At 67.4% G+C, this 24055-nt stretch carries 22 protein-coding genes; 9 read left to right on the plus strand and 13 right to left on the minus strand.

Annotated features, from left to right (window positions below; all coding sequences use genetic code 11):
* Positions 1 to 4: 4 nt before the first annotated feature.
* Entirely contained in the window at positions 5 to 208 is a 204-nt protein-coding gene (locus tag ACFV2O_RS25435) for a hypothetical protein (RefSeq protein WP_355080041.1), read from the minus strand.
* Between the two features lie 58 nt (positions 209 to 266).
* Here ACFV2O_RS25435 and ACFV2O_RS25440 point away from each other — a divergent pair, with 58 nt between their 5' ends.
* Positions 267 to 638 (plus strand): glyoxalase superfamily protein, encoded by a 372-nt coding sequence (locus tag ACFV2O_RS25440; RefSeq protein WP_355080043.1) that lies wholly within the window; start codon positions 267 to 269, stop codon positions 636 to 638.
* Between the two features lie 10 nt (positions 639 to 648).
* Here ACFV2O_RS25440 and ACFV2O_RS25445 read toward each other — a convergent pair whose 3' ends face one another.
* The gene (locus tag ACFV2O_RS25445; RefSeq protein WP_355080045.1) at positions 649 to 1257 is read right to left on the minus strand and encodes a TetR/AcrR family transcriptional regulator; all 609 of its coding nucleotides are present in this window, start codon (positions 1255 to 1257) and stop codon (positions 649 to 651) included.
* A gap of 77 nt (positions 1258 to 1334) precedes the next feature.
* On the opposite strand from ACFV2O_RS25445, the gene ACFV2O_RS25450 reads away from it, so the two are divergent.
* From ACFV2O_RS25450 to ACFV2O_RS25475, 6 genes are all read left to right on the plus strand, one after another.
* The gene (locus ACFV2O_RS25450) at positions 1335 to 2219 is read left to right on the plus strand and encodes an alpha/beta fold hydrolase (protein WP_379253964.1); all 885 of its coding nucleotides are present in this window, start codon (positions 1335 to 1337) and stop codon (positions 2217 to 2219) included.
* A 123-nt stretch (positions 2220 to 2342) separates the two neighbouring features.
* Positions 2343 to 2801, plus strand: coding sequence for a MerR family transcriptional regulator (locus tag ACFV2O_RS25455; protein ID WP_379253965.1), 459 nt, complete (start codon positions 2343 to 2345; stop codon positions 2799 to 2801).
* A complete protein-coding gene (locus ACFV2O_RS25460) occupies positions 2798 to 3808 on the plus strand; it encodes an aldo/keto reductase (protein ID WP_379253966.1) in 1011 nt (336 codons plus the stop codon). Before ACFV2O_RS25455 ends, ACFV2O_RS25460 begins: the two co-directional genes overlap by 4 nt.
* Before the next feature lie 25 nt (positions 3809 to 3833).
* Positions 3834 to 4127: a putative quinol monooxygenase gene (locus tag ACFV2O_RS25465; protein WP_355080053.1), complete on the plus strand. Its 294-nt coding sequence runs from the start codon at positions 3834 to 3836 to the stop codon at positions 4125 to 4127.
* A gap of 140 nt (positions 4128 to 4267) precedes the next feature.
* Entirely contained in the window at positions 4268 to 5062 is a 795-nt protein-coding gene (locus ACFV2O_RS25470; RefSeq protein WP_379253967.1) for a GNAT family N-acetyltransferase, read from the plus strand.
* Positions 5059 to 6048 carry a pirin family protein gene (locus tag ACFV2O_RS25475; protein WP_379253968.1) on the plus strand — a complete coding sequence of 330 codons (990 nt, stop codon included), beginning with the start codon at positions 5059 to 5061 and terminating at the stop codon, positions 6046 to 6048. Before ACFV2O_RS25470 ends, ACFV2O_RS25475 begins: the two co-directional genes overlap by 4 nt.
* Before the next feature lie 205 nt (positions 6049 to 6253).
* Here ACFV2O_RS25475 and ACFV2O_RS25480 read toward each other — a convergent pair whose 3' ends face one another.
* Positions 6254 to 6730 carry an SRPBCC family protein gene (locus ACFV2O_RS25480; protein WP_356968757.1) on the minus strand — a complete coding sequence of 159 codons (477 nt, stop codon included), beginning with the start codon at positions 6728 to 6730 and terminating at the stop codon, positions 6254 to 6256.
* Positions 6727 to 7059, minus strand: coding sequence for a metalloregulator ArsR/SmtB family transcription factor (locus ACFV2O_RS25485; protein ID WP_355080061.1), 333 nt, complete (start codon positions 7057 to 7059; stop codon positions 6727 to 6729). Before ACFV2O_RS25485 ends, ACFV2O_RS25480 begins: the two co-directional genes overlap by 4 nt.
* Positions 7060 to 7358: 299 nt before the next feature.
* On the opposite strand from ACFV2O_RS25485, the gene ACFV2O_RS25490 reads away from it, so the two are divergent.
* Positions 7359 to 7982, plus strand: a complete 624-nt coding sequence (locus tag ACFV2O_RS25490) for a hypothetical protein (protein ID WP_379253969.1) — start codon at positions 7359 to 7361, stop codon at positions 7980 to 7982.
* On the opposite strand, the gene ACFV2O_RS25495 is transcribed toward ACFV2O_RS25490, so the two are convergent.
* Positions 7979 to 8833, minus strand: coding sequence for a helix-turn-helix transcriptional regulator (locus tag ACFV2O_RS25495; RefSeq protein WP_379253970.1), 855 nt, complete (start codon positions 8831 to 8833; stop codon positions 7979 to 7981). The two genes, ACFV2O_RS25490 and ACFV2O_RS25495, sit on opposite strands and share 4 nt — an antisense overlap.
* A 100-nt stretch (positions 8834 to 8933) precedes the next feature.
* Here ACFV2O_RS25495 and ACFV2O_RS25500 point away from each other — a divergent pair, with 100 nt between their 5' ends.
* On the plus strand, positions 8934 to 9944 hold the full coding sequence (locus ACFV2O_RS25500; protein WP_379253971.1) for an aldo/keto reductase: 1011 nt from the start codon (positions 8934 to 8936) through the stop codon (positions 9942 to 9944).
* A gap of 241 nt (positions 9945 to 10185) precedes the next feature.
* On the opposite strand, the gene ACFV2O_RS25505 is transcribed toward ACFV2O_RS25500, so the two are convergent.
* The 8 genes from ACFV2O_RS25505 to ACFV2O_RS25540 all read right to left on the minus strand — a co-directional run bounded on the left by ACFV2O_RS25505 (position 10186) and on the right by ACFV2O_RS25540 (position 24048).
* Complete coding sequence (locus tag ACFV2O_RS25505; RefSeq protein WP_355080069.1) at positions 10186 to 10710, minus strand: DUF4442 domain-containing protein; 525 nt, start codon at positions 10708 to 10710, stop codon at positions 10186 to 10188.
* Positions 10711 to 10788: 78 nt separating this feature from the next.
* A complete protein-coding gene (locus ACFV2O_RS25510; protein ID WP_379253972.1) occupies positions 10789 to 14742 on the minus strand; it encodes a DNA-directed RNA polymerase subunit beta' in 3954 nt (1317 codons plus the stop codon).
* A gap of 102 nt (positions 14743 to 14844) precedes the next feature.
* Positions 14845 to 18351, minus strand: a complete 3507-nt coding sequence (locus ACFV2O_RS25515) for a DNA-directed RNA polymerase subunit beta (protein WP_379253973.1) — start codon at positions 18349 to 18351, stop codon at positions 14845 to 14847.
* 408 nt (positions 18352 to 18759) lie between these two features.
* The gene (locus ACFV2O_RS25520) at positions 18760 to 19488 is read right to left on the minus strand and encodes a hypothetical protein (protein ID WP_379253974.1); all 729 of its coding nucleotides are present in this window, start codon (positions 19486 to 19488) and stop codon (positions 18760 to 18762) included.
* A 10-nt stretch (positions 19489 to 19498) separates the two neighbouring features.
* Positions 19499 to 20239 (minus strand): hypothetical protein, encoded by a 741-nt coding sequence (locus tag ACFV2O_RS25525; protein ID WP_356970016.1) that lies wholly within the window; start codon positions 20237 to 20239, stop codon positions 19499 to 19501.
* A 103-nt stretch (positions 20240 to 20342) separates the two neighbouring features.
* A complete protein-coding gene (locus ACFV2O_RS25530; RefSeq protein ID WP_355072058.1) occupies positions 20343 to 21584 on the minus strand; it encodes an MlaD family protein in 1242 nt (413 codons plus the stop codon).
* Positions 21581 to 22819, minus strand: a complete 1239-nt coding sequence (locus ACFV2O_RS25535; RefSeq protein ID WP_379253975.1) for an MCE family protein — start codon at positions 22817 to 22819, stop codon at positions 21581 to 21583. Before ACFV2O_RS25535 ends, ACFV2O_RS25530 begins: the two co-directional genes overlap by 4 nt.
* Positions 22816 to 24048, minus strand: coding sequence for an MCE family protein (locus ACFV2O_RS25540; RefSeq protein WP_355072148.1), 1233 nt, complete (start codon positions 24046 to 24048; stop codon positions 22816 to 22818). Before ACFV2O_RS25540 ends, ACFV2O_RS25535 begins: the two co-directional genes overlap by 4 nt.
* Positions 24049 to 24055 lie beyond the last annotated feature (7 nt).

A 24055-nucleotide genomic window follows, 5' to 3' on the forward strand; every position in this document is an offset into this window, starting at 1 on the left:
GCGGTCAGCGCAGTAATCTGCCGCCGACCACGACGACCGCGCCGAGCACGAGCAGCAGCGCGAACGCGGCGAGTCCCCCGAACAACCACCACACCACGCCGAGCGCGAGCGCGAACGGCGCGACCGCTATCGCGGTGATCACCGGGCTTTCCTTGACCGTCGCCCAGGCCGAACGAGCCCTGATCCGGTCGATGTCCTTTCCAGGCATGTGCCCAGGGTAGGCCGGAATCCGGGACTTTGTCGGTGCACGATGGAATGCTCGCCGGATGGATTGGAAAATCGAACTCGTCGCCATTCCGGTGACCGATGTCGACCGCGCCAAGGACTTCTACACCAAGATCGGCTTCAACGCCGACCACGATCACCGGGTGAACGAGAACCTGCGCTTCGTTCAACTGACCCCGCCCGGTTCCGGATGCTCGATCTGTCTCGGTGAGGGCATCACCGACGCGGAACCCGGCAGCGTCCGAGGCATGCAGATCGTGGTCGCCAGCGCCGACGACGCCTACCAGCAGTTGATCGCCGCCGGTGTGGACGCCGCGCCGGTCGAGGACCTCGCCTGGGGGCGGTTCACCTACTTCGCCGATCCGGACGGCAATAAATGGGCTGTCCAGCAGCTGCCCGATTACAGCAGCTGACCGGCGCGCGTCAGTCCGCCCGGAGCACCCCCGCCCGGGCGGCCAGCGCCGCCGTACGCGCCGCGCGCTCGGCCACCGCGTCGTCGACCGGCTCGCCGGTGACGAGCATGCGGTAGTAGATCGGAGCGGCTGCCAACCGGATCACCTCCGCCGGATCGGTGTCGGGGTGCACCTCACCGCGTTCGAGCGCGCGCCGCACGATGACGACCACCTCCGCGAAGCGGTTCTCGAACAGCAAAGAGAACGTGGCGCGAGCGGACGGATCCCTGGTCGCGGCCACCACCATCGCGTACAGCCAGTGCTCCGCCACCGGATTCCGATACACCTCGACCACGGCGCGGGCGAAGTCGATGAGATCGCGTTCGAAGTCCCCGGTGTCCGGCGTGACGATGCCCGTGCCGACATCCATCCCGGCCTCGAGGATCACGCGATCCAGGCCGCCCCAGCGCCGGTACAGGGTGGATACCGCGACGCCGGCTCGCGCCGCGATCTTCTCCAGACTTGTTCCCGCGTAGCCGTTCTCGACCAGTTCCGTCAGCGTCGCCGCGAGCACGGCCCGCTTCGTGCGCGCCGTCCTTCCGCCCGGGCGGACCGCACCGGGCCTGATCTCCTCTGCCATCGAACAGCTTTCCCTTGCGTCGATCCGTCAGGCCTGCCACGATCTTAATGCAAACTTCTTCTCGTTTAGGTGGTCCTGTGAACATCGCCCGGATCTCGCACCGGTTCGTCGAGGTCGACGGCGTGCGCGTCTTCTATCGCACGGCCGGACCGGCCGACGCGCCCACGCTTCTCCTGCTGCACGGATTCCCATCCGCTTCCCACCAGTTCCGCAGGCTCATCGATGCGCTCGGCGACCGCTACCACGTGGTCGCGCCGGACTACCCGGGCTTCGGACACACCGAGGCGCCCGCCGACTTCCCCTATTCGTTCGACTCGCTCGCCGACGTCCTGGAGGGTTTCGTCGAGGCGCTCGGCCTGACCCGGTTCGTCATGTATGTCTTCGACTTCGGCGGCCCGGTCGGGTTCCGGCTGGCCACCAGGCAACCGGACCGCATCGCGGGCTTGGTGATCCAGAACGCCAACGCCTACGCCGAAGGGTTGTCCGAACTGGCGCGCCAGACCGTCGCCAACCGGCCGGGCGTGCCCGGCGCCGAGGACAACATCCGGCAGATCCTCACCCTGCCGGTGACCCAGAGCCAATACCTGGGCGGCACCACCGATTCCGAACTCGTCGCACCCGACGGATGGGTGCTCGACCAGTACTTCCTGGACCGCCCCGAGCGGCAGCGGGCACAGATCGCGCTCGGCTTGGACTACCACTCCAATGTCGAGCTCTACCCCATTTGGCAGCGCTGGCTGCGGACACACCGCCCACCCACATTGATCGTCTGGGGAAGAAACGACGCCTTCTTTCCCGATCCGGGCGCGCACGCCTATCTCCGCGACCTACCGGACGCCGATCTGCACGTTTTCGATACCGGCCATTTCGCGCTCGAGGAGTTCCTCCCGGAGATCGCCCCGCTGGTCGCCGACTTCGTCGACACCGTCGCGCGACAGGACGCGAAGCCGGTCTCGCGGTGACGGCGACAGCCGGGAGAAACAACCGGAGAATGGGTCTTGCTTGGAGTGCACTCCAGGTGATTAGCGTCGTCAGTGTTCAACGAGAAGGGCGAGTGCAGTGAACGAGCGTCAGCGAGTGAAGTCATGAGTGAAACCGCGTTTCCGGTGACCGCGAGTGACGACCGGGAGCTGCCGCGGTATTCGATCGGCGAGGTGTCCGAGCGATCGGGGCTGAGCCGGGATACGTTGCGCTGGTACGAACGGATCGGGCTGATGGACTACATCGGCCGGGACCACTCCGGCAAGCGCCGGTTCAGCGACCGGGATCTCGAATGGCTGGCGCTGATCGGGCGGCTGCGCACGACCGGCATGTCGGTGGCGGACATGGTCCGCTACGCCGAGCTGGTGCGGGCGGGAGACGCCACGCTCCCGCAGCGGCTGGAGATGTTCCGGGACACCCGCGCCGAGGTACTCGCCAAGATCGATGAACTCCGTCAGACCCTGGCCGTGCTGGACCACAAGATCGCCCTGTACGAGGGCAAAGTCGAGACAGCTCCCCCGGCCATGGTCACCGCGCACGAGAGCGAAGGAATCAAGCTATGACGAGCACGGACAGCCTGCCCACCACCACCCTGGGAACCAGCGGCATCGAGGTGGGGACGCAGGGTCTGGGCTGCATGGGCATGAGCGAGTTCTACGGGCCCAGCGATCTCACCGAATCAAGGGCGACCCTGGATCGGGCGCTGGAACTGGGTGTCACTCTGTTCGACACCGCCGATGTCTACGGCTCCGGGCACAACGAGGAATTCCTCAGCGATTTCTTCGGCGCCGAGCGCGACCGGCTGGTGATCGCCACCAAGTTCGGCATCGTCCGCAAGGCCGACGACCCGGCCTTCCGAGGGTTCGACAACTCCCCCGCCTACATCCGCGCCGCGGTGGAGGGCAGCCTGCGCAGGCTGCGGGTCGACACCATCGATCTGTACTACATGCACCGCAAGGACCCTGCCGTGCCGATCGAGGACACGGTCGGCACGATGGCGGAATTGGTACGAGAGGGCAAGGTGCGCGCGCTCGGATTGTCCGAGGTGACGGGCGCCGAACTGCGGGCGGCGCACGCGGTGCACCCGATCGCGGCCGTGCAGTCGGAATGGTCGCTGTTCTCCCGGGACGTCGAACGCACCGTGGTGCCCGCCGCGGCGGAGCTGGGTGTGACCTTCGTGCCGTACTCGCCGCTGGGTCGCGGCTTCCTGACCGGATCGTTCACCGGCACCGCCGACAGGAGCGATTTCCGTTCCACGATGCCGCGCTTCACCGGCGAGAACGCGGCGCGCAATGCCGAACTGCTCGACCCGCTGCGGGCCATCGCCGAGGCACGCGGCAGCACCCTGGCGCAGGTGGCCCTGGCCTGGGTGCACGCACAGGCCGCTGTGCACGGCCTCGCAGTGGTCCCGATCCCCGGCACGCGCAGCCGCACCCGGCTCGCCGACAACGTGGCCGCCGCGACCATTTCGCTCACCGCCGACGAACTGGCGACACTGGAGCCGATCGCGAGCCGGGTGACCGGCACCCGGTACGCGGACATGTCGTTCACGTCGGCGGGCCGCGAATAACCCACCACGAGATCAGGAGACGCTCATGTCGACGTTGACGCTCAACGTCCGCTTCACCGCCAAGCCGGGTCGCGAGGCGGAGTTGAAGGACCTGTTGCAAGGCATGATCCAACCGACGCTCGCCGAGGACGGTTGCGTCCGATACGAGCTCTACCTGCATCCCACCGACCAGAGCCGGATGGTGCTGCTCGAGGAGTGGGCCGACGAGGACGCCTTGGCCGCGCACTTCCAGACGCCGCACCTGAAGGCCCTGGCGACGGCGTTGCAGGACGTCCTGGTCGAACCGTTCCAGCTGCGACGGTTCACCGAGATCGGATGAGCGCGGCGGTGGTCCGGGGTCGCCTGCGGGCCCGGACCACCACGAACTTCTTCCCTACCACACGCTTCCCCGGACCGAAGTCCGTTTCTCCGGCGGCGCGGTCTGCGCCGTTCACCGGCGGCCGCTAACATCCCATGAATATGAGCCCCGAATCCCCGCGAGATCGCGTCTGGATCGACAAACGGACGCCCACCGCGTTCCGCGCACTGAACGGCGTCGCGAGCGAGGTCAGGGCCGCCGCCGCGGCGGTGGGGCTGGATCGCCGGATCATCGAACTGATCAATCTGCGCGTCTCCCAGATCAACGGTTGTGCGTACTGCCTCGACGTGCACTACCGGGCGGCCCTGGCGGCCGGGGCCACCGAGCAGGAGATCGCGGTGCTGCCCGGCTGGCGGCGCGGCGGCACGTACCCGCCCTTCGAGCAGGCCGTGCTCGCGATCGCGGAAGTGACTGCGACGCTCCCGGACGAGCACGTCATCGAGCGTGAGTACGCTTTTGCTCGCCGGTATCTGACGGATGACCAGCTGTCCGTCGTCATCTGGGTGGCCACCACGATCGGCGCGTTCAACCGGGTCTCGATTCTCAGCAGGCATCCGGTTCGCGCACGGAAGGAGAAGGGAACCATGACCGAATCGGCTTCGGAGTCCAAGGTCGTCCGCAACGACGAGCGGCATCGCTACGAGGTGTTCTACGGTGGGGAGCTCGCCGGCTTCGCCGACTACGAGGAACGCGACGACGAGACGGTGTTCACGCACACCGAGGTCGACGGCGCGTTCTCCGGGAAGGGCCTCGGCTCGGTCCTGGCCAAGAGCGCGATCGAGGACGTCGTCGAGCGGGGGCGGGTGATCCGGCCGGTGTGCCCGTTCATCAAGGCGTACCTGGACAAGCACCCCGACTACGACAAGCACGTGATCGGCAAGGGCGTCGATCGGTGAGTGACCTGGATCCGCGCCCGGCTGAGACGCTGTGTGAACCCGCGCCCGGCCCCGGCCCGGTCGCGGAGCGTTATCCGGCCCGCGAGGTGCCACTCGGCGGCGTGCGCGGTGTGTACGTCGAACGGGTGCTGCCCCAGCGCGACCTGCCCACCGTCGGCGCGTGGTGTTTCCTCGACCACTTCGGCTCGCCGACGGTCACCAAGACCGGCGCGCCGCCGGACATCGATCCGCATCCGCACATCGGCCTGCAAACGGTGACCTGGCCGTTCGAAGGCCGTATCCGGCACCGCGACTCGGTCGGGTCGGACGTGGAGATCGAACCCGGTCAGCTGAACCTGATGACGTCCGGGCGCGGCATCGCCCATTCCGAGTACGCCGTGCCCGGCGCGCCCGCCGGACACGGCTTGCAGCTGTGGATCGCCCTGCCGGGCCACCGCACCGGCATCGCGCCGCATTTCGAGCAGCATCGCGAACTGCCGGTCGTCGAAGCGCCCGGCCTGCGAGCGATCGTGCTGATCGGGTCGCTGGCCGGGAAGACCTCGCCCGCCATCGCCTACACACCCATCGTCGGCGCCGATGTGCGGCTCGAGCCGGGAGCCGATGTCGCTCTCCCGCTCGACCCTCGTTTCGAGCACGCTGTGCTGGTGATCGAGGGCGAGGTGACCGTCGCGGGCGACGAGCTCGTGGCTGGACCGCTGCTGTACCTGGGCACCGGCCGTGACGAACTCCAGCTCACCAGTTCCGGCGGCGCGCACGTCGCGCTGATCGGCGGGGAGCCGTTCGGCGAGGAACTGGTGATGTGGTGGAACTTCGTCGGCCGCAGCCATGAGGACATCGTCGCCGCCCGCGCCGATTGGGAGAATCACGACGTCAGCCGGTTCGCCGACATCGCGGGCCACACCCTGGGGCAGCGCATTCCCGCGCCGCCCCTGCCCGGACTGCATCTGAAGCCGCGCAAGCGCCGGATCGGCCCGGCCAGGGACTGAACCGCGCCGCGATCTCATTCGGCTCCGCCCGGCGGCCCTGCTGTTGTCAGCACCGCCACCTGTTGAGGGTTGCCGCCGCCACCGTCCCGAGCCGGACGGCCGTTCGCGTCGGTAGACGCGCCTGGATCGGCCGCCGATTCCCTGACACGAGATGGCGCACCCCGCGCTTCCTCCGCTCACGCGACCGGAGCCGAAGCGTACGGTCTCAGCCTCGGGCGAGCAGTGCGTCCAGTGCGCGGTAGCTCTCGTTGAGCCCGGACTCCATACCCGACTGGAGCATCCCGTCCCGTTCCTGCGGCGTGTGGAACTGGCTGTCGGTGACCACCTTGGTGCGGCCGTCGCCGAGATCGACGAAGCTGACGCTGTCGATGGCCACGTGGGCGGGCATCCCATCCCACTCGAACGAGTACACGATGCGCTCCCGCGGGGTGATCTCGCGGAAGCGGCCCTCGAAGCCGTGCGTCTCCCCCTCGGCGTGCTCGATGAAACGCCAGTGCCCGCCGGCACGAAACTCCCAGCGCTCGATGTCGAGCCGGTTGCCGCGACCCCACCACTGGGCGAGCTGTTCGATCCTGCTGTAGGCGGCCCACACCCGCTCGCGCGGGGCGTCGAAGACCCGCTCGATGTGGATCGCGCGGTCGGTGTCGGCCGTGATGACAGCGTCGTTCGTGGTTGTGCTCATCGCTCCTGCTCCGTTCGTCCGAGGAATTCGCCGAGACGGTCCAGCCGCGCTTCCACCATCCGCCGGTAGCCCTGCATCCAGGCCACTTCGCGGTCGAAGACGTTCTCGCCGAGGCGGCAGTACCGCACCCGGCCGCGCTTCTCCGTCACCACCATGCCCGCCGCCTCCAGCAACTGGATGTGCTTCTTGATGCCGGTGAGCGTCATCTCGAAGCGCTCCGCCAGTTCGCTGACGGTCGCGGGCCCACTGCCGAGGCGTTCGAGGATGCCACGCCGAGTGGGATCCGCGAGCGCTCCGAAGGAGGCGTCCAAGAAGTCATACTGAACCATCTAGTTCAGTGTTGCGCAGGGCGGCGCGGACGTCAAGAGGGAATCGCATCGCCCGGATCCGGCACTCGACCGATGGTCGGCCGACAAACCACGAGACGGCGGCCGACCGGATGACGCCGGGGCCGAAGCCCGCCCCCCGCGTCCGATTCCCGCTTTACAGGCACCCGCCGGCGAAGTGCGACAGATACTTTCGCCGCCGCAATCGGTGATGAACTGTCGCTCAACCCTTCTGATCGAGCCCGTCGAGCGGTATCTTGTCCGGACGAACCGGACACGGGGCGGGACACGGAAAGAGCACGATGAGGATCTCCCAATTCACCGCGACCACTCTGGTTGCGCTGGCGGCCACCGCACTCACCACGAGCGCCGCGCACGCGCAGCCCGCGCCCGCCGACGCGCCGCTCGACCTGCACGGCACGTTCCATCAGGTCGCCTACGAGGTCGCCGCCAGCGAGGATCGCCGTGCTGCGGTGGCGACCCTCCAGGACGGAACGTTCGAGCTGACCCACGACGACCGGGTGGTGACGGTCGCCGATCGCGACGGCCAGATCGTCGCCGCGCTACCGATGACGCTGCGCATCGGGGACCAGCGCGTGTCCCTGCGGCCCGTACTCGAGGACGCGGGACATCGGCTCACCGTCGCGCCGATCGCCATGGCCGACGCGCCGCTGCGCGACGTCAGCGCCCAGGAGCGGTTCTACGCCGAGGCCGAGAAGGTCATGCCGACCATCCTGGCGGGCGCGGGAATCGGCGCCGCCATCGGCTTCATCGTCGGATTCCCGCTCGGCCTGTTCGTGATCGACTTCATCACGGTGCCCGTCGCCGCGGTCGCGGGCGCCGCGATCGGCGCGATGGCCGGGTACGTCATCGGCGGTGGACAGCCCGCCGTCGACGCGGCGCTCGAGTACGTCACCGCGCCCTAGTCGAGCCGGTCGACGGGCGTCAACTGCTGCGTGCCGATCACCCGCAGCAAGTCCAGCTTCTCGGCCGCGTCCGTGCCGGGGCGCGGGAGGTAGACCAGCAGGCGCTGGGCGGAGTTGGGTGTGAGCAACGTTTCGCAGACCATGTCGATCAGCCCGACCTGCGGATGCAAGATGCGCTTGATATCCGAAAGCCGCACGGCTACTTCGTGTTCGTTCCAGAGCCGGTCGAACTCGACGCTCACGGAGCGTAGCCGCGCGACGAACTCGATCACGTCCGAATCGGCTGCCCGGCGCGCGGCCGTGGCACGCAGATCCGCGACGTGATGGCGGCTGAGCCGGTCCCAATCCTCCTCCGGGAAGGTCGCGCGCGCGGACGGGTCGGTGAACCAGCGGTAGGCGTAGTACCGGTCCCAGCCGCGCCGTTCGCCGTGATCGCCGACCAGCAAGGTGTGCATCCGGTTCTGCACGAGCACCTCGCCGAGATCGGTGACGACCGTGGCCGCGGTGTCGTCGAGCTTGGCGAGCAAGTGCATCAGGCCGGGGCCCACGTGCTTGTCGGTCGTCTCGCGGCCCGGCGGGGCGTGGTCGCACAGATGGTAGAGGTGGTCGCGTTCGTCGTTGTCGAAACGCAGGGCGCGCGCGAGCGACGCGAGCACCTGGGTGGACGGACGCGGACCGCGTGACTGCTCGAGCCGGGTGTAGTAGTCGGTCGAGATGCCCGCGAGCAGGGCGACCTCGTCGCGGCGCAGCCCCGGCGTGCGCCGCCGGATGCCGGGCGGCAATCCCACGTCGGCGGGCGTGAGCTGCTCCCGGCGACGGCGCAGGAAGTCGGCGAGTTCGGGGCGGTCCATGTCTTCACTGTCCCCCGAAACGGCGTGCTCAGCCAGGGATCGCCACTCCCCCGATAAACGATCTCTCCCGCGGCGGTCCCGCACGGGTCAGGCTGGTCCCATGACGACAACGAAGATCGACGAAGTGCGGCTGGGAGCCACCGGTCCGACCGTCAGCCGGATCGGCCTCGGCGCTATGAGCATGTCCGGCGCGTACGGTACGACCGACGACGCCGAATCGACCGCGACCATCCATGCGGCGCTGGACTCCGGCGTCAACCTCATCGACACCGGCGATTTCTACGGCGCGGGCCACAACGAGATGCTGATCGGCAAGGCCATCGCCGAACGTCCCCGCGAGGACGTGGTGCTGAGCGTGAAGTTCGGCGCGCTGCGCGGCCCCGACGGCGGTTTCGTCGGCATGGACAACCGTCCCGCCGCGCTGCGCAATTTCCTGGCCTACAGCCTCCGGCGGCTCGGCGTCGACCACATCGACATCTACCGACCCGCCCGGCTGGATCCGGACGTGCCGATCGAGGACACCGTCGGCGCCATCGGCGAGCTGATCGAAGCCGGATACGTCCGCCATGTCGGCCTGTCCGAGGTCGGCCCGGAAACCATCCGGCGCGCGGCGGCCGTGCATCCCATCGTGGACTTGCAGATCGAGTATTCGCTGATCTCGCGGGGCATCGAGGAGCGCATCCTGCCCGTCTGCCGCGAGCTCGGCATCGGCGTCACGGCCTACGGCGTGCTCTCACGCGGTCTGCTCAGCGATGCGATCCAGCCCGGCGCCACCTTCGACCCGACCGATTTCCGCGCACACAGCCCGCGCTTCCAGGGCGAGAACCTGGACCGGAATCTGGAGCTGGTCCGCGCGCTGAACGAGATCGCGGCGCGCAAGGACGCCTCGGTGGCGCAACTGGCCATCGCCTGGGCACTGACCCGCGGCGCGGACATCGTGCCGCTCATCGGCACCCGCCGACGCGAGCGCTGGTCGGAAGCTGTTCGCGCCCTTGATCTTTCGCTAACCGACGAGGAGCTGTCCACCATCGAGTCGGCCGTGCCCGCAGACCGAGTCGCGGGGGAACGCTACGCCACGGCACAGATGGCGATGCTCGACAGCGAGCGGTGAGGTCACGTCCGGAGCGCGGCCGCGCCCCGGACCACCCGTGCCCTGACCCCCGATGCCGAAATCGACGGCAGCGGCACGGCGAGGGACGCGAGTCCCGACGGCCTCGCCACGACAGCGGTCCGGGCGACCCCCACTATTCCGCTGTTCTCCATAAAACCGGCGTGCGTGCGTCCGCGCGCCCGGCCCGCGGCGCCGGTCACGCACCGTGGAGCACGGTAGCTCCGAGCATCTCCGGGCGCGATCACGTCCGGCGCGGACGCAGCACGGCCGTGAACACCGCTGCGGCCACGGTCTTTCCGGTGGCGTCGGCGATATCCACCGGAACTTCGAGTTCGAGCGGCACTTTCGCCTCGATGTCCGCACGCATCTTCGCCAGCGTCTCGCCCGAGAACGCGGAAGTAGCGCGAAACGGCCCCGCTTCCCCTTTCGCCCGGGCTTTGTACTCGATGCGCCCGTCCTTGGCGACGATGAACGTATCCCCCATCAGGTCGACGATTCCCGACACCGACGCGCCCATCGCGGCGGTCTCCGCCATCCCGAACAACACGGCGGCGTGCAGATCCCCGTTGTGGTTCAGGTGTTCCGCCCGCGGCACGACCGACACCACATTGCGCCCCGCCGCGAACTCCTCCCATTCCACCCCCGCGTACTGGATGAACCCCAGCTTCCGGAACCCGGCCACCACCAGATCCGCCAACGCCACGCCGTCCACCGCCACCTCCAGGAGCAGAACTGAAACCTGTTCTACTTTTACTGGCTTCCCCACCGGTTGTCCACCGCGCGCGAAACGAATCCGGCCCCCGCTCCAGAACGGAGCGGGGGCCGGATGCTTACGGCTGACGGATCAGCGGTAGTCGCTGAAGCCGTAGTCGTCGAGCGGAACCGCGGCGCCGGTGGTCTGACCGAAGCTGTCCGGGCTGTAGTAGGTGTCGTCGTAGGACGGCACCGCGTACGCGGCGGCACGAGCTTCCTCGGTCGGCTGCACCTGGATGTTGCGGTAGCGGTTGATACCGGTACCGGCCGGGATCAGCTTGCCGATGATCACGTTCTCCTTGAGGCCGATGAGCTTGTCGGAGCGGCAGTTGATCGCCGCGTCCGTCAGGACTCGGGTGGTCTCCTGGAAGGACGCCGCCGACAGCCACGAGTCGGTGGCCAGCGACGCCTTGGTGATACCCATCAGCACCGGGCGACCCGCCGCGGGCTCGGCGCCCTCGGCGACGACGCGACGGTTCGCGGCCTCGAACTCGGCGCGCTCGGTGAGCGAGCCGGGCAGGAACTCCGTTGCGCCCGAGTCGATGATCGTCACGCGACGCAGCATCTGGCGCACGATGACCTCGATGTGCTTGTCGTGGATCGACACACCCTGCGAGCGGTAGACCTCCTGGACCTCGTGGACGAGGTGGACCTGAACCTGCCGGGGGCCCATGATGCGCAGCACCTCGTGCGGATCCGCCGCGCCTTCCAGCAGCTGCTGGCCGACCTCGACGTGGTCACCGTCGGAGAGCAGACGCTCGGTGCCGTCGTCGTGCTTGAACACACGCAGACGCTGCCGCTTCGAGAGCTTGTCGTAGACAACCTCTTCGCCACCGTCATCCGGGATGATGGTGATCTTGTAGAAGCGATCGTCGTCCTCCAGCCGCACGCGACCGGAGACCTCGGCGATGGGCGCCTTGCCCTTCGGCACGCGCGCCTCGAACAGCTCCTGCACACGGGGCAGACCGCCGGTGATGTCGTCACCCGCGACACCACCCTGGTGGAAGGTACGCATGGTCAGCTGGGTACCGGGCTCACCGATGGACTGCGCGGCGACGATACCGACGGCCTCACCGATGTCGACCAGCTTGCCGGTCGCCATCGAGCGGCCGTAGCAGGTCGCGCACACGCCGGTGCCGGTGGTGCAGGTCAGCACGGAGCGGACCTTCACCTCGGTGATACCCGCCTCGAGCAGCGCCTCCAGCGCCGGGTCGCCGAGGTCGGCGCCCTTGCCCACGATGACGTTGCCCTGCGCGTCGAGCGCGTCGGACGCGAGCGTGCGCGCATAGGTGGAGGTCTCCACGTGCGCGTCGCGGATGATCGAGCCGTCGAGCTGCTTCTCCGCGATCGGCACCACGATGCCGCGCTCGGTGCCACAGTCGTGCTCGCGCACGATGACGTCCTGCGAGACGTCCACCAGACGACGGGTCAGGTAACCCGAGTCGGCGGTGCGCAGCGCGGTGTCGGCCAGACCCTTACGAGCGCCGTGGGTGTTGATGAAGTACTCCAGAACCGTCAGGCCCTCACGGAAGGAGGACTTGATCGGCCGCGGGATGAACTCACCCTTCGGGTTCGTCACCAGGCCCTTCATACCGGCGAGGGTACGGGTCTGGGTGAAGTTACCCGTGGCGCCCGAGTCGACGATCGTGATGATCGGGTTGTCGGCCGGGTAGTGCGCGCGCAGCGCCTTACCGACCTCCTCGGTCGCCTCCTGCCAGATCTTCACCAGGGCGTTGTTGCGCTCCTGGTGATCGAGCGCACCACGCTGGTACTTCTTCTCGATCTGATCCGACTGCGCCTCGTAGCGCTCCATGATCTCGGCCTTCTCCGGCGGCACGAGCACGTCGGACATGGAGACCGTCACGCCGGAACGCGTGGCCCAGTAGAAGCCCGCGTCCTTGAGCTTGTCGACGGTCTGCGCGACCACGATCATCGGGTAACGCTCGGCGAGATCGTTGATGATCGTCGCCTGGCGCTTCTTGGGCATCTGCTCGTTGATGAACGCGTAGTCCACCGGCAGCAGCTCGTTGAACAGCACCCGGCCCAGCGTGGACTCGATGGTCCACGCGTCGCCGCGGCGCCAGCCCTCCGGGAACAGCTGAGCCTCGATCTCCTTCGGCGGACGCTGGTCGGTCAAGCGGACCTTGATCAGCGAACGCACGGTGAGCTCACCGCGGTCCACCGCCATCTGCGCCTCGGCGGGCGAGGAGTACACGCCCTGCTCCGGACCGTCCTGAGTGGCCGGCTGGTAGGAACCCTTCGCGCCCTCTTCCAGACGGGTCAGGTAGTACAGGCCGGTCACCATGTCCAGACGCGGCATGGCCAGCGGGCGGCCCGAGGCGGGCGACAGGATGTTGTTCGACGACAGCATCAGCACGCGAGCCTCGGCCTGCGCCTCCGCCGACAGCGGCAGGTGCACGGCCATCTGGTCACCGTCGAAGTCGGCGTTGAACGCTTCACAGACCAGCGGGTGCAGCTGGATGGCCTTGCCTTCCACCAGCTGCGGCTCGAAGGCCTGGATACCGAGACGGTGCAGGGTGGGCGCGCGGTTGAGCAGCACGGGGTGTTCGGCGATGACCTCTTCGAGGACGTCCCACACCTGCGGCCGCTGCCGCTCCACCATCCGCTTGGCCGACTTGATGTTCTGCGCGTGGTTCAGGTCGACCAGGCGCTTCATCACGAACGGCTTGAACAGCTCCAGCGCCATCAGCTTGGGCAGACCGCACTGGTGCAGCTTCAGCTGCGGACCGACGACGATGACCGAACGGCCCGAGTAGTCGACGCGCTTACCGAGCAAGTTCTGACGGAAGCGGCCCTGCTTGCCCTTGAGCAGATCGGACAGCGACTTGAGCGGACGGTTGCCCGGTCCGGTGACCGGACGGCCGCGGCGGCCGTTGTCGAACAGGGCGTCGACCGACTCCTGCAGCATCCGCTTCTCGTTGTTGACGATGATCTCGGGCGCGCCGAGGTCGATCAGTCGCTTGAGGCGGTTGTTGCGGTTGATCACGCGACGGTACAGGTCGTTCAGGTCGGAGGTGGCGAAGCGACCACCGTCGAGCTGGACCATCGGGCGCAGCTCCGGCGGGATCACCGGAACGGCGTCGAGCACCATGCCCATCGGCGAGTTGCCGTTGGCCTGGAACGCCGCGACGACCTTGAGCCGCTTGAGCGCGCGCAGCTTCTTCTGGCCCTTGCCGGTGCGGATGGTCTCGCGCAGCGACTCGGCCTCGGCCTCGATGTCGAAGCTCTCCATCAGCTTCTGGATGGACTCCGCGCCCATCGCGCCGGTGAAGTACTCGCCGTAGCGGTCGACCAGCTCGCGGTAGAGCACCTCGTCGACGATGAGCTGCTTGGGCGCCAGCTTGGTGAAGGTGTTCCAGATCTCCTCCAGCCGGTCCAGCTCACGCTGGGCACGGTCGCGGAGCTGGCGCATCTCCCGCTCGCCGCCGTCCTTGACCTTGCGGCGGACGTCGGACTTGGCGCCTTCGGCCTCCAGCTCGGCCAGGTCGGCCTCGAGCTTCTGAGCGCGGGCCTCGAGGTCGGCGTCGCGCTGGTCGGCGACCGCCTTCTTCTCGACCTCCATCTCGGCCTCGAGCGTGGACAGCTCGTTGTGCCGCAGCTCCTCGTCGACCGCCACGATGACGTAGGCGGCGAAGTAGATGATCTTTTCCAGATCCTTCGGCGCCAGGTCGAGCAGGTAGCCCAGGCGCGAGGGCACGCCCTTGAAGTACCAGATGTGGGTGACCGGAGCGGCCAGCTCGATGTGGCCCATGCGCTCGCGGCGCACCTTGGCGCGAGTCACCTCGACGCCACAGCGCTCACAGATGATGCCCTTGAAGCGGACGCGCTTGTACTTGCCGCAGTAGCACTCCCAGTCCCGGGTGGGACCGAAGATCTTCTCGCAGAACAGGCCGTCCTTCTCCGGCTTGAGCGTGCGGTAGTTGATGGTCTCCGGCTTCTTCACCTCGCCGTAGGACCACTGACGGATGTCTTCGGCGGTGGCCAGGCCGATCCGGAGTTCATCGAAGAAGTTGACGTCTAGCACGTAACTTCCTTTCCCCTGTGCGGGTCGAATTCGAGCAAAAGTTCACTAGTTGGGTAATCCGTTGCGGGAGGCCGGATGCCGTGACGGCATCCGGCCGACCGCCTAGTTCGCCAGATCGTCGACGGTGGCGGCTTCGTTCCTCGACAGGTTGATGCCGAGGTTCGCCGCGGCGCGCTCCAGGTCCTCGTCCTCGCCTTCGCGCAGCTCGATCGCGGCGCCGTCGGACGACAGCACTTCGACGTTGAGGCACAGCGACTGGAGTTCCTTGAGCAGGACCTTGAACGATTCCGGAATGCCCGGCTCCGGGATGTTCTCGCCCTTGACGATCGCTTCGTAGACCTTCACGCGACCGACCACGTCGTCGGACTTGATGGTCAGCAGTTCCTGCAGCGTGTACGCCGCACCGTAGGCCTGCATGGCCCAGCACTCCATCTCACCGAAACGCTGACCACCGAACTGCGCCTTACCACCCAGCGGCTGCTGGGTGATCATCGAGTACGGGCCGGTCGAACGCGCGTGGATCTTGTCGTCGACCAGGTGGTGCAGCTTCAGGATGTACATGTAGCCGACCGCCACCGGGTACGGGAACGGCTCACCCGAACGACCGTCGAACAACGTGGCCTTGCCGTCGTCGTTGACCATGCGCTCACCGTCGCGGTTGGGCAGCGTCGAGGACAGCAGACCGGTCAGCTCCTCCTCCCGCGCGCCGTCGAAGACGGGCGTGGCGATGTTGGAGTCGGCCGGAGCGCCCAGCATCTCCTCCGGCAGCGCCTGCGCCCAATCCGGGCGGGTGCCGTCGCCTGCGACGTCGACATTCCAGCCTGCCTTGCCGATCCAGCCCAGGTGGGTTTCCAGGATCTGGCCGATGTTCATACGACGCGGCACACCATGGGTGTTGAGGATGATGTCGACCGGGGTACCGTCCGGCAGGAACGGCATGTCCTCGGTCGGCAGGATCTTGCCGATGACACCCTTGTTGCCGTGACGGCCCGCGAGCTTGTCACCGTCCTGGATCTTGCGCTTCTGCGCCACATACACCCGCACCAGCTCGTTGACACCCGGCGGCAGATCGTCGTCGTCCTCCCGGGAGAACACCCGGATACCGATCACCTTCCCGGACTCACCGTGGGGCACCTTCAACGAGGTATCCCGCACCTCACGCGCCTTCTCACCGAAGATCGCCCGCAGCAACCGCTCCTCCGGCGTCAGCTCGGTCTCACCCTTCGGCGTGACCTTGCCGACCAGGATGTCACCGTCACGCACCTCCGCACCGATGCGCACGATGCCACGCTCGTCCAGATCCGCGAGCACCTCATCGGACACGTTCGGGATATCCCGCGTGATCTCCTCGGCACCCAGCTTGGTGTCGCGAGCATCGATCTCGTGCTCCTCGATATGAATCGAGGTGAGAACGTCCTCCTCCACCAACCGCTGCGACAGGATGATCGCGTCCTCGTAGTTGTGACCCTCCCACGGCATGATCGCCACCAGCAGGTTCTTACCCAGAGCCATCTCACCGTTCTCGGTGCACGGACCATCGGCCAGAACCTGACCGCGCTCCACCCGCTGGCCCTCGTCCACGATCGGACGCTGGTTGGAGCAGGTGCCCTGGTTGGACCGGTTGAACTTGCGCATCCGGTAGCTCTTGCGGGTGCCGTCGTCGGCCATCACGGTGACGTAGTCGGCGGAGACCTCCTCGACCACACCGGCCTTCTCGTTCACCACCACGTCACCGGCGTCGACCGCCGCGCGCAACTCCATACCGGTACCGACGATCGGCGCCTCGGAACGGATCAGCGGAACCGCCTGACGCTGCATGTTCGCGCCCATCAGGGCGCGGTTGGCGTCGTCGTGCTCGAGGAACGGGATCATCGCCGTCGCGACCGACACCATCTGGCGCGGCGAGACGTCCATGAAGTCGACCTCGCTAGCGGCGACGAGCTCGTTCTCCTCGTTGCCACGGCGGCACAGGACCCGATCCTCGAGGAAGCGGCCGTCCGCGCCGACCGGCGAGTTCGCCTGGGCGCGCACGTGGCGGTCCTCTTCGTCGGCGGTCAGGTAGACCACCTCGTCGGTGACCCGGCCGTCGACGACCTTGCGGTACGGGGTCTCGATGAAGCCGAACGGGTTGACCCGCGCGTACACCGACAGCGAACCGATCAGGCCGATGTTCGGGCCTTCCGGAGTCTCGATCGGGCACATGCGGCCGTAGTGCGACGGGTGGACGTCACGGACTTCCAGACCGGCGCGCTCACGGGACAGACCACCCGGGCCCAGCGCCGAGAGACGACGCTTGTGGGTCAGGCCCGACAGCGGGTTGTTCTGGTCCATGAACTGCGACAGCTGGGACGTTCCGAAGAACTCCTTGATCGCGGCGACGACCGGGCGGATGTTGATCAGGGTCTGCGGCGTGATCGCCTCGACGTCCTGAGTGGTCATCCGCTCGCGGACCACGCGCTCCATACGGGAGAGGCCGACCCGGATCTGGTTCTGGATCAGCTCGCCGACGGTGCGCAGACGGCGGTTGCCGAAGTGGTCGATGTCGTCCACTTCCACCGGGACCTCGACGCCGCCGGGGGCGGTCATGAGCTTGTCGCCCGCGTGCAGGCGCACCAGGTACTCGATGGTGTTGACGATGTCTTCCTTCGTCAAGACCGAACCGACGACCTGCTCGCCCAGGTGGATGCCGAGCTTCTTGTTGATCTTGTACCGGCCCACGCGCGCCAGGTCGTAGCGCTTCTCCTTGAAGAACAGGTTCTCCAACAGGGTCTGCGCGGACTCCTTCGTCGGCGGCTCGCCCGGACGCAGCTTGCGGTAGATGTCCAGCAGCGCCTCGTCCTGACCGGCGGTGTTGTCCTTCTCCAGGGTCGACATCATGATCTCGGAGAAGCCGAAGCGCTCGACGATCTCCTCGGTGGTCCACCCCAGCGCCTTGAGCAGCACGGTGACCGGCTGGCGGCGCTTGCGGTCGATGCGCACACCCACGGTGTCGCGCTTGTCCACATCGAACTCCAGCCACGCGCCACGGCTCGGGATGACCCGCACACTGTGCAAGTCCTTCTCCGTGCCCTTGTCGACACTGTGGTCGAAATAGACACCCGGCGAACGCACCAACTGCGACACCACGACCCGCTCGGTGCCGTTGATGATGAACGTGCCCTTATCGGTCATCATCGGGAAATCACCCATGAAGACCGTCTGGCTCTTGATCTCACCGGTGTTGTTGTTGATGAACTCCGCCGTCACGAACAACGGAGCCGCATACGTCATGTCCTTGTCCTTGCACTCATCGATCGAGGCCTTGACCTCTTCGAAGCGCGGATCGGAGAAGGACAGGGACATGGAGCCGGAGAAGTCCTCGATCGGAGAAAGCTCCTCGAGTACCTCCTCGAGGCCACCGACTAGGCCGACGTCGCCGCGAGCCGCCGCGCGCTCACGCCAATCCGGCGAACCGATCAGCCAAGCGAACGATTCCGTTTGTAGATCGAGAAGCCCGGGCACCTCCAAGGGTTCACGGATCTTCGCGAAAGACACCCGCAACGGGGCTCCGGGGATTCCGGCAACTGCCTTGGTCTGGGTGGAGACTGCCAAGATGCGTCCTTCCAGCACCTCATGCGCGTCGCGTGGTGGTCCGCGACCGTCGCTTGTCTGCTACGAATTCCGCTGGTTACTACCCGAACGAAACTCGAACAGGCAACAACGGAAGTAACACCGGAAGGGTGAACTTACGTGTGCAAATCGAGGTATGGACAGGAGGCAGCCAGCGCAACGTCCAAACCTACACCCAAGTACACGGGGGTGTCAAAGTACCACCCGTGTGATCGTCCGCATGGCTGCCGCGCCGGGCCGAATCCGCTGGCTGCGTCCTGACCCACGGTGCACTGGAAGCCACTGTGACAGCTGCCGCTGTTGTGAATAGCGTGACGGTTCGGGCGAAACTCGTCAAGTGGCAGGCCCGGCCGGGGCGCCGGCGAGATCGCCTGCCGCGCTGCGTCATCCCGGCCGATGTGGTAGCCGTTACTGGTCCACGATGTCGCTGGCCAGCCAGCGACCGCCCACCTTCTGCATGTGCAGGACAACCGGGCCCGAGACGCTCTGCTGCGCCACGCCGTCCTTGGTGGCGCTCACCACCAGATTGACGATCAACTCGGCGCGATCGTCGGTGAGCAATGTCACAGCAATCGGATCGGCTTTCGCGTCGGCACTGGTCTGCGCCTGCTTGACCGCCGAAATGGTGGTGTCGGCGTACTTGTCCAGATCGGCGAGCATCTTTCCGGTGAGCACCTGCTTCGCGGTGTCCCGATAGCCGTCGATCTTCTTCACGTCATAGGCGTAGACGGTCCGCAGCGCGTTGTCGGCGGCCGCGCGCACCTCTTGGGTGGCCTCGTTGTCCACGTAGGCCTGATTCGACGTGTCCACGCCGGGCTGTTGCGCGGCGAGCCACGCGAAACCCCCCAGTAGGAGCGCGGCGATCAGCAGGGCCGCGCTGACGCCCCAGCGCGGCCGTCCGGTCGTGCGCCGCGGACGGTCCTTGCCGCGCGAGACGATCTCGCGCCATCGAGAGGCGCCCGCAGGGCTTTGTTCGGCGCGGGGGTTATCCGATTCCGCGGCGGGCCGGGAAACGCCCGCCACACGCGGTTTGCGGGCTTGTGTGGGCCGTTCGGTGCGCGAGGACGCGGTACGGGGCGGTTCCGCGCCGGGCCTGCGCTTGGAGGTGACCCGGTTGACCGGTCGGCGAGACGTCATGGGTGTCCTCCTACGATCCCGGCTTCGGCGCGGCGGGCGGCTGGTCGGCCGCGGGCGCGGTCGGCTGCGCGGCGGGGCCGCCGCTCAGCAACACCGGCTGGCTGAGCGAGGAGATCTGCTCGGCCTTCCAGACCTCGCCGTCCTTGGCCAGGTCCACGGTCCAGGTGTAGCGGTAGTCGGCGGGCGGCTTGTCCTTGCCCTTCTCGGTGACCTGCAGCACGACCAGCGCCGAAGCCTTGTCCTCCTCGCTGTTGAGCGATGTGAGCGCGGAGCCGAGCACCTTCGAGGTCATCCCGACCCCACTCTGCTGCGCCATCTGCTCCGCCTGGTCCTTGTTCTTCGTGGCCGAGTCCAGCAACGCTCCGGTCATCGAGGACCGGGCCAGCGCCAGCGAGCCGGGCACGTCGTCCAGGTTCATCGAGGTCATGTTGAGCGCGGCTTGGCGCGCGGCGTCCAGGGCGGTGTCCCTGGCCTCGGCGCGCGGGCCGTCGGTGAACGCGGCCCGTACCCAGCCCGCGCCGAACCATGCGGCGCCGGCCAGAGCGATGACCAGCAGCACGGCCGAGCAGACGAGGACCACCCGGCTGAGCACGGACGCACCACCGAGGCGAGCGGACTCGGCGCCTGCCCGGTCGGTGACTTTCCGATCACCGGCGTCGGATTGCGCCGTGGGCGTTTCCGCCGCTGTCGTCACGGTGTCCGGCGCGTCCGGCGCCGCCGCATCGGACCGCTTGGTCAGATCGGCGGTCACGACAGCGCCTCGCCGTCGGTCGGCTCGGTCGCGCTCCACGGCATGCCCGTGGTTCGCTCGCTCCAGTCACTCACGCGAGACACCCTAACGTCATTGCTCCTGGTCACCGCTTCGGCGTGACCCCCAGCAGGGTCGACAACTGCACGGCCACCGGAGTCAGGTTCAGCTTTTCCGGATCGGTTTTGGGGTTGGAGTCCCAGGGCTGGACGATGGCCGGATCGGCGAGATCGGCTCGTTCGCCACCCCGGACGGCGGTCGGATTACCGAATGGCACAAGACATTTGGCGTCCTTGTTGAACGGGAACTCGTCGCGCGTGTCGTCGAAGTTCGGGTTCTGCGCCTTCATCTGTTCGAGAATCCGATGCGTGCCCTCGTAGCCCACCGTACAGGCGGGCGGATTGTTGGTCTCGAGCACCAGGCCGAAGTGACTGGTCCCGTCGCCGGGCGCGGTCGAGGAACCGCCGATCGACAGCTGCGGGAGCATCTGCAGCAACGGCTTGATCGCGTAGAACTTCGGTGAGATCGCCTGCAACAACAGCCGCAGATTGGACAAATCCTGGGTGAGCGAGCCGCCGCTCTGCTCGAGCAGCGCGCCGATCTGCTCGCCCGCGTCGGTTCCGGTGCCGATGAGCCTGCGCACGTCGGGGTCGCTGGAGCGCAACTGGGCGGTGAGCTTGTCCAGGCCGTCGCTGAATTCGCGGATTTGCGCGGACTGCTCGGCCTGCGTGCCGAGGGCGACCCTGCCGTCGCGGACCAGCTGGATGGTCTGCGGCAGCGTCTGATGGAAGGTCTCGGTGAATTTGTTCAGCGAGTCGATCAGCACCTGCAGATCGTCGCCCTTGCCGTCGAACGCCTTGCCCAGTTCGCGCACCGTCGTGTTGAGCGCTGTCAGGTCCACCGAGCTGGCGAAGGTGTCCACGCTGGACACCAGTTGCTCGACCGACACCGGCAGGGTCGCCGAGGTGATCACCGAGTTGTCCCGCAGGAACGGGCCGGCGTCCGAATCGGGCTGCAGATCCACGTACTGCTCACCGATCGCGGACCGGTTGGCCACCACGGCTTTCGCCGACGCCGGGATCTTCGGCGCGCTCGAGTCGATGACGAGGTTCATCACCACGCCCTCACCGGTGAGTTCCAGCTCGCCGACCCGGCCGACCGGGACGCCGCGGTAGGTCACCTCGGCGCCTTTGTAGATGCCGCCGGTCTGCGCCGCGCGCAGCTTCACCGTGTACTGGTTGAGCCCGAACATGTGGTCGAGCCGGATGTACTTGCCGCCGACGTACACGACGCCGAGCACCGCGATGACCACGAACGCGATGAGCTGCCACCGCACCAGACGTGTCATCGCGGACCACTCCCTACGCCGAGTTGCTCGAGAATCGCCCCGACCGGACCTGGCACGCCTGGCGCGGGCGGCTGCGCCATCAGCGGCGGCAGCGGCAGGATCGACACCGTAGGCCAGCCCGGCCGCGGACCGTTGCCGTTGTAGTACGGGTTGGTCGGGTTCACCGGCACCGGCGGACCGACCGGCGGGATGTACACCGGATCGGGTTTGCCCACACCCAGGTTACTGAGCGTGACACCGATCTGCTGGTCGACCGACAACCACGTGTTCACACTGCCGCCGAAGGTGCTCTCCAGCGCCGAATCGGGGAACGGGTAGGTCGGGATCAAGGGAACCGCGGTGACCAGATCCGGCGCAGACCGGCCGAGTTCCTGCAGCGTGGGCCGCAGCGAGGTCAGGTCGCGGATCAGGTCGTCCTTCGCGGTGTTCAGCACGTCGAAGCCTGCCTCGCCGAGCCGGTCCAACTGCGCGAGCAGGGCGACCAGTTGCGGGCGCTGCTCTTCCAGGATCTTGATGCCCTTGGGCAGTTCGTCGAGGATCTTGCCGATCTGATCGGTCTGCTTGCTCACCCGGCTGCTGAGCACGTCGAGACCGTCCAGCGCCCGGGTGATGTCGTCCACCTGCTGGTTCAGGCCGTCGATCAGCGTGTTCGCCTGCTCGATCAACGAGCGCACCCGCTCCTCGCGGCCGCCGAGGGTCTTGTTCAACTCGGTGACGATCGGCTGCAACTGCGCGACGCCTCCGCCGTTGAGCAGCAGCGACAGCGCGCCGAGCACTTGCTCCACCTCGGTGGCGTGCCGGGTGCGGTCGACCGGGATGACCGAGCCGTCGGCCAGCCGGGTGGACTCCGGCTCGGCGGCGGGTTTGGAGAGCTCGATGAACTTCTCGCCGAGCAGGTTCGATTGCCGGACCTCGGCCCGCGCGTTCGCGGGCAGGTTCACCGACGAGTTGACCACCGTGCGCACCGTGGCGGTCCACTGGTCCTTGCCGATGCTGATCTTCTCGACCCGGCCGACCGGCACGCCCTCGACCTTGACCGCCGACTGCGGCACGAGGTCGAGGACATCGTCGAACTGGATGTCGATGTGCATCGGATGCTCGCCCACGTCGGCGCCGCCGGGCAGGGGCACGCTGTAGATGCCGTCGGAGGCGCACGATGTGATCAGCGCGCCGGTCAGGCCCAACGCCAGCGCCGCGCCGAAACCGCGTACGAGCGAACGGATTCGAGTGCTCATCGCGCCCCTCCCTGCGACGGCGGAAGCCGGTCCGACGGCGTGCCGGGCACGGTGCCCGGCACCGGATCGCGCTGCTGGTTCTCGCCGCTGAGGATGCCGAACGGCAGGTTCAGCGTCGGGGTCTGCACCCCGGAGGTGATCTGGTCGGTGATCTCCTTGCAGTGGTCGAGGATCGGCCGCATCTGCCTGCCGAGCGCCTCGAACTTGGGATCGCCGGGCATCAGCTTGGACAGGTCGAGCATCTTGCACACCACGCCGAACGGGTCCTGCAGTTCGGGGAAGTTCGCGCGCATGTCGAGGGTGCCCGATTCGGCGTTGTGCACGTTGATCAGGTTGCTCAACGCCAGCGGCAGGACCGGCAGCAGGGCGGCAACGTCGTTGCGCTGATCCGACAGCGTCTTGGTGAGTTGGGTCAGTTTGTCGGCGTTGCTCGCGATCAGGTCCCGGTTGTCGTCGATGAAGCGGGCGACGTCACCCAGCGCGATCGACAGCAGATTCAGTGCCGCGCCGAGATTCTGCCGCTCGTCGGCGAGAAAGGACGACAGGTCGGCCAGCTGGGTGTTGAACTGCCGGACCTGCTGGTCGTTCTGGGCCAGCATGGTGATGAAGGCCTGCAGGTTCTTGACCGTGTCGAAGATGTCGCCGCGGGCGTCCGACAGGTATCGCGCCGCCCTGGACAGCTGGGTGAGGCTGTTGGCCAGCGCCTCGCCATTGCCCGACAGGTTCGCCGCGCCGGTGCGCACCAGCTCGTTCACCGCTCCCTCGGCGTTGGCGCCGTTGGGCCCCAGCGCGTCGGAGAGTTCGGTGATGCTCTTGTACAGCTGGTCGACTTCCACCGGCGTGGCCGTGCGCTCGCGCGGAATGGTCGCGTTCCGCGCCATCTTCGGGCCGCCGGTGTAGGCCGGGGTGAGCTGGATGTAGCGATCCGACACGATGGACGGCGTGATCTGCGCGGCTCGCGCGTCCGCGGGCACGTCGTACTTGCGATCCACACTCATCACGATCTTGACCTGATCGCCCTGCGGCTCCACCGAAGCGACCGAGCCGACCGGCACGCCGAGAACGCGCACGTCCGAGCCCTCGTAGATGCCGACCGAGCGATCGAAGTAGGCGGTGATCTTGGTTGTGGTCAACCGGTCGAACAGCCACCACAGCACCACAGCCACCAGCACGGCCAGCACGACGACCAGCGCGATGCCGACCTTTGCGCCACGGCTGGAGCCGCGCACCGCGCCG

Origin of the sequence: Nocardia sp. NPDC059691 (assembly GCF_042733915.1) — a bacterium.
In the GTDB taxonomy this organism is placed as follows: Bacteria; Actinomycetota; Actinomycetes; order Mycobacteriales; family Mycobacteriaceae; genus Nocardia; species Nocardia sichangensis.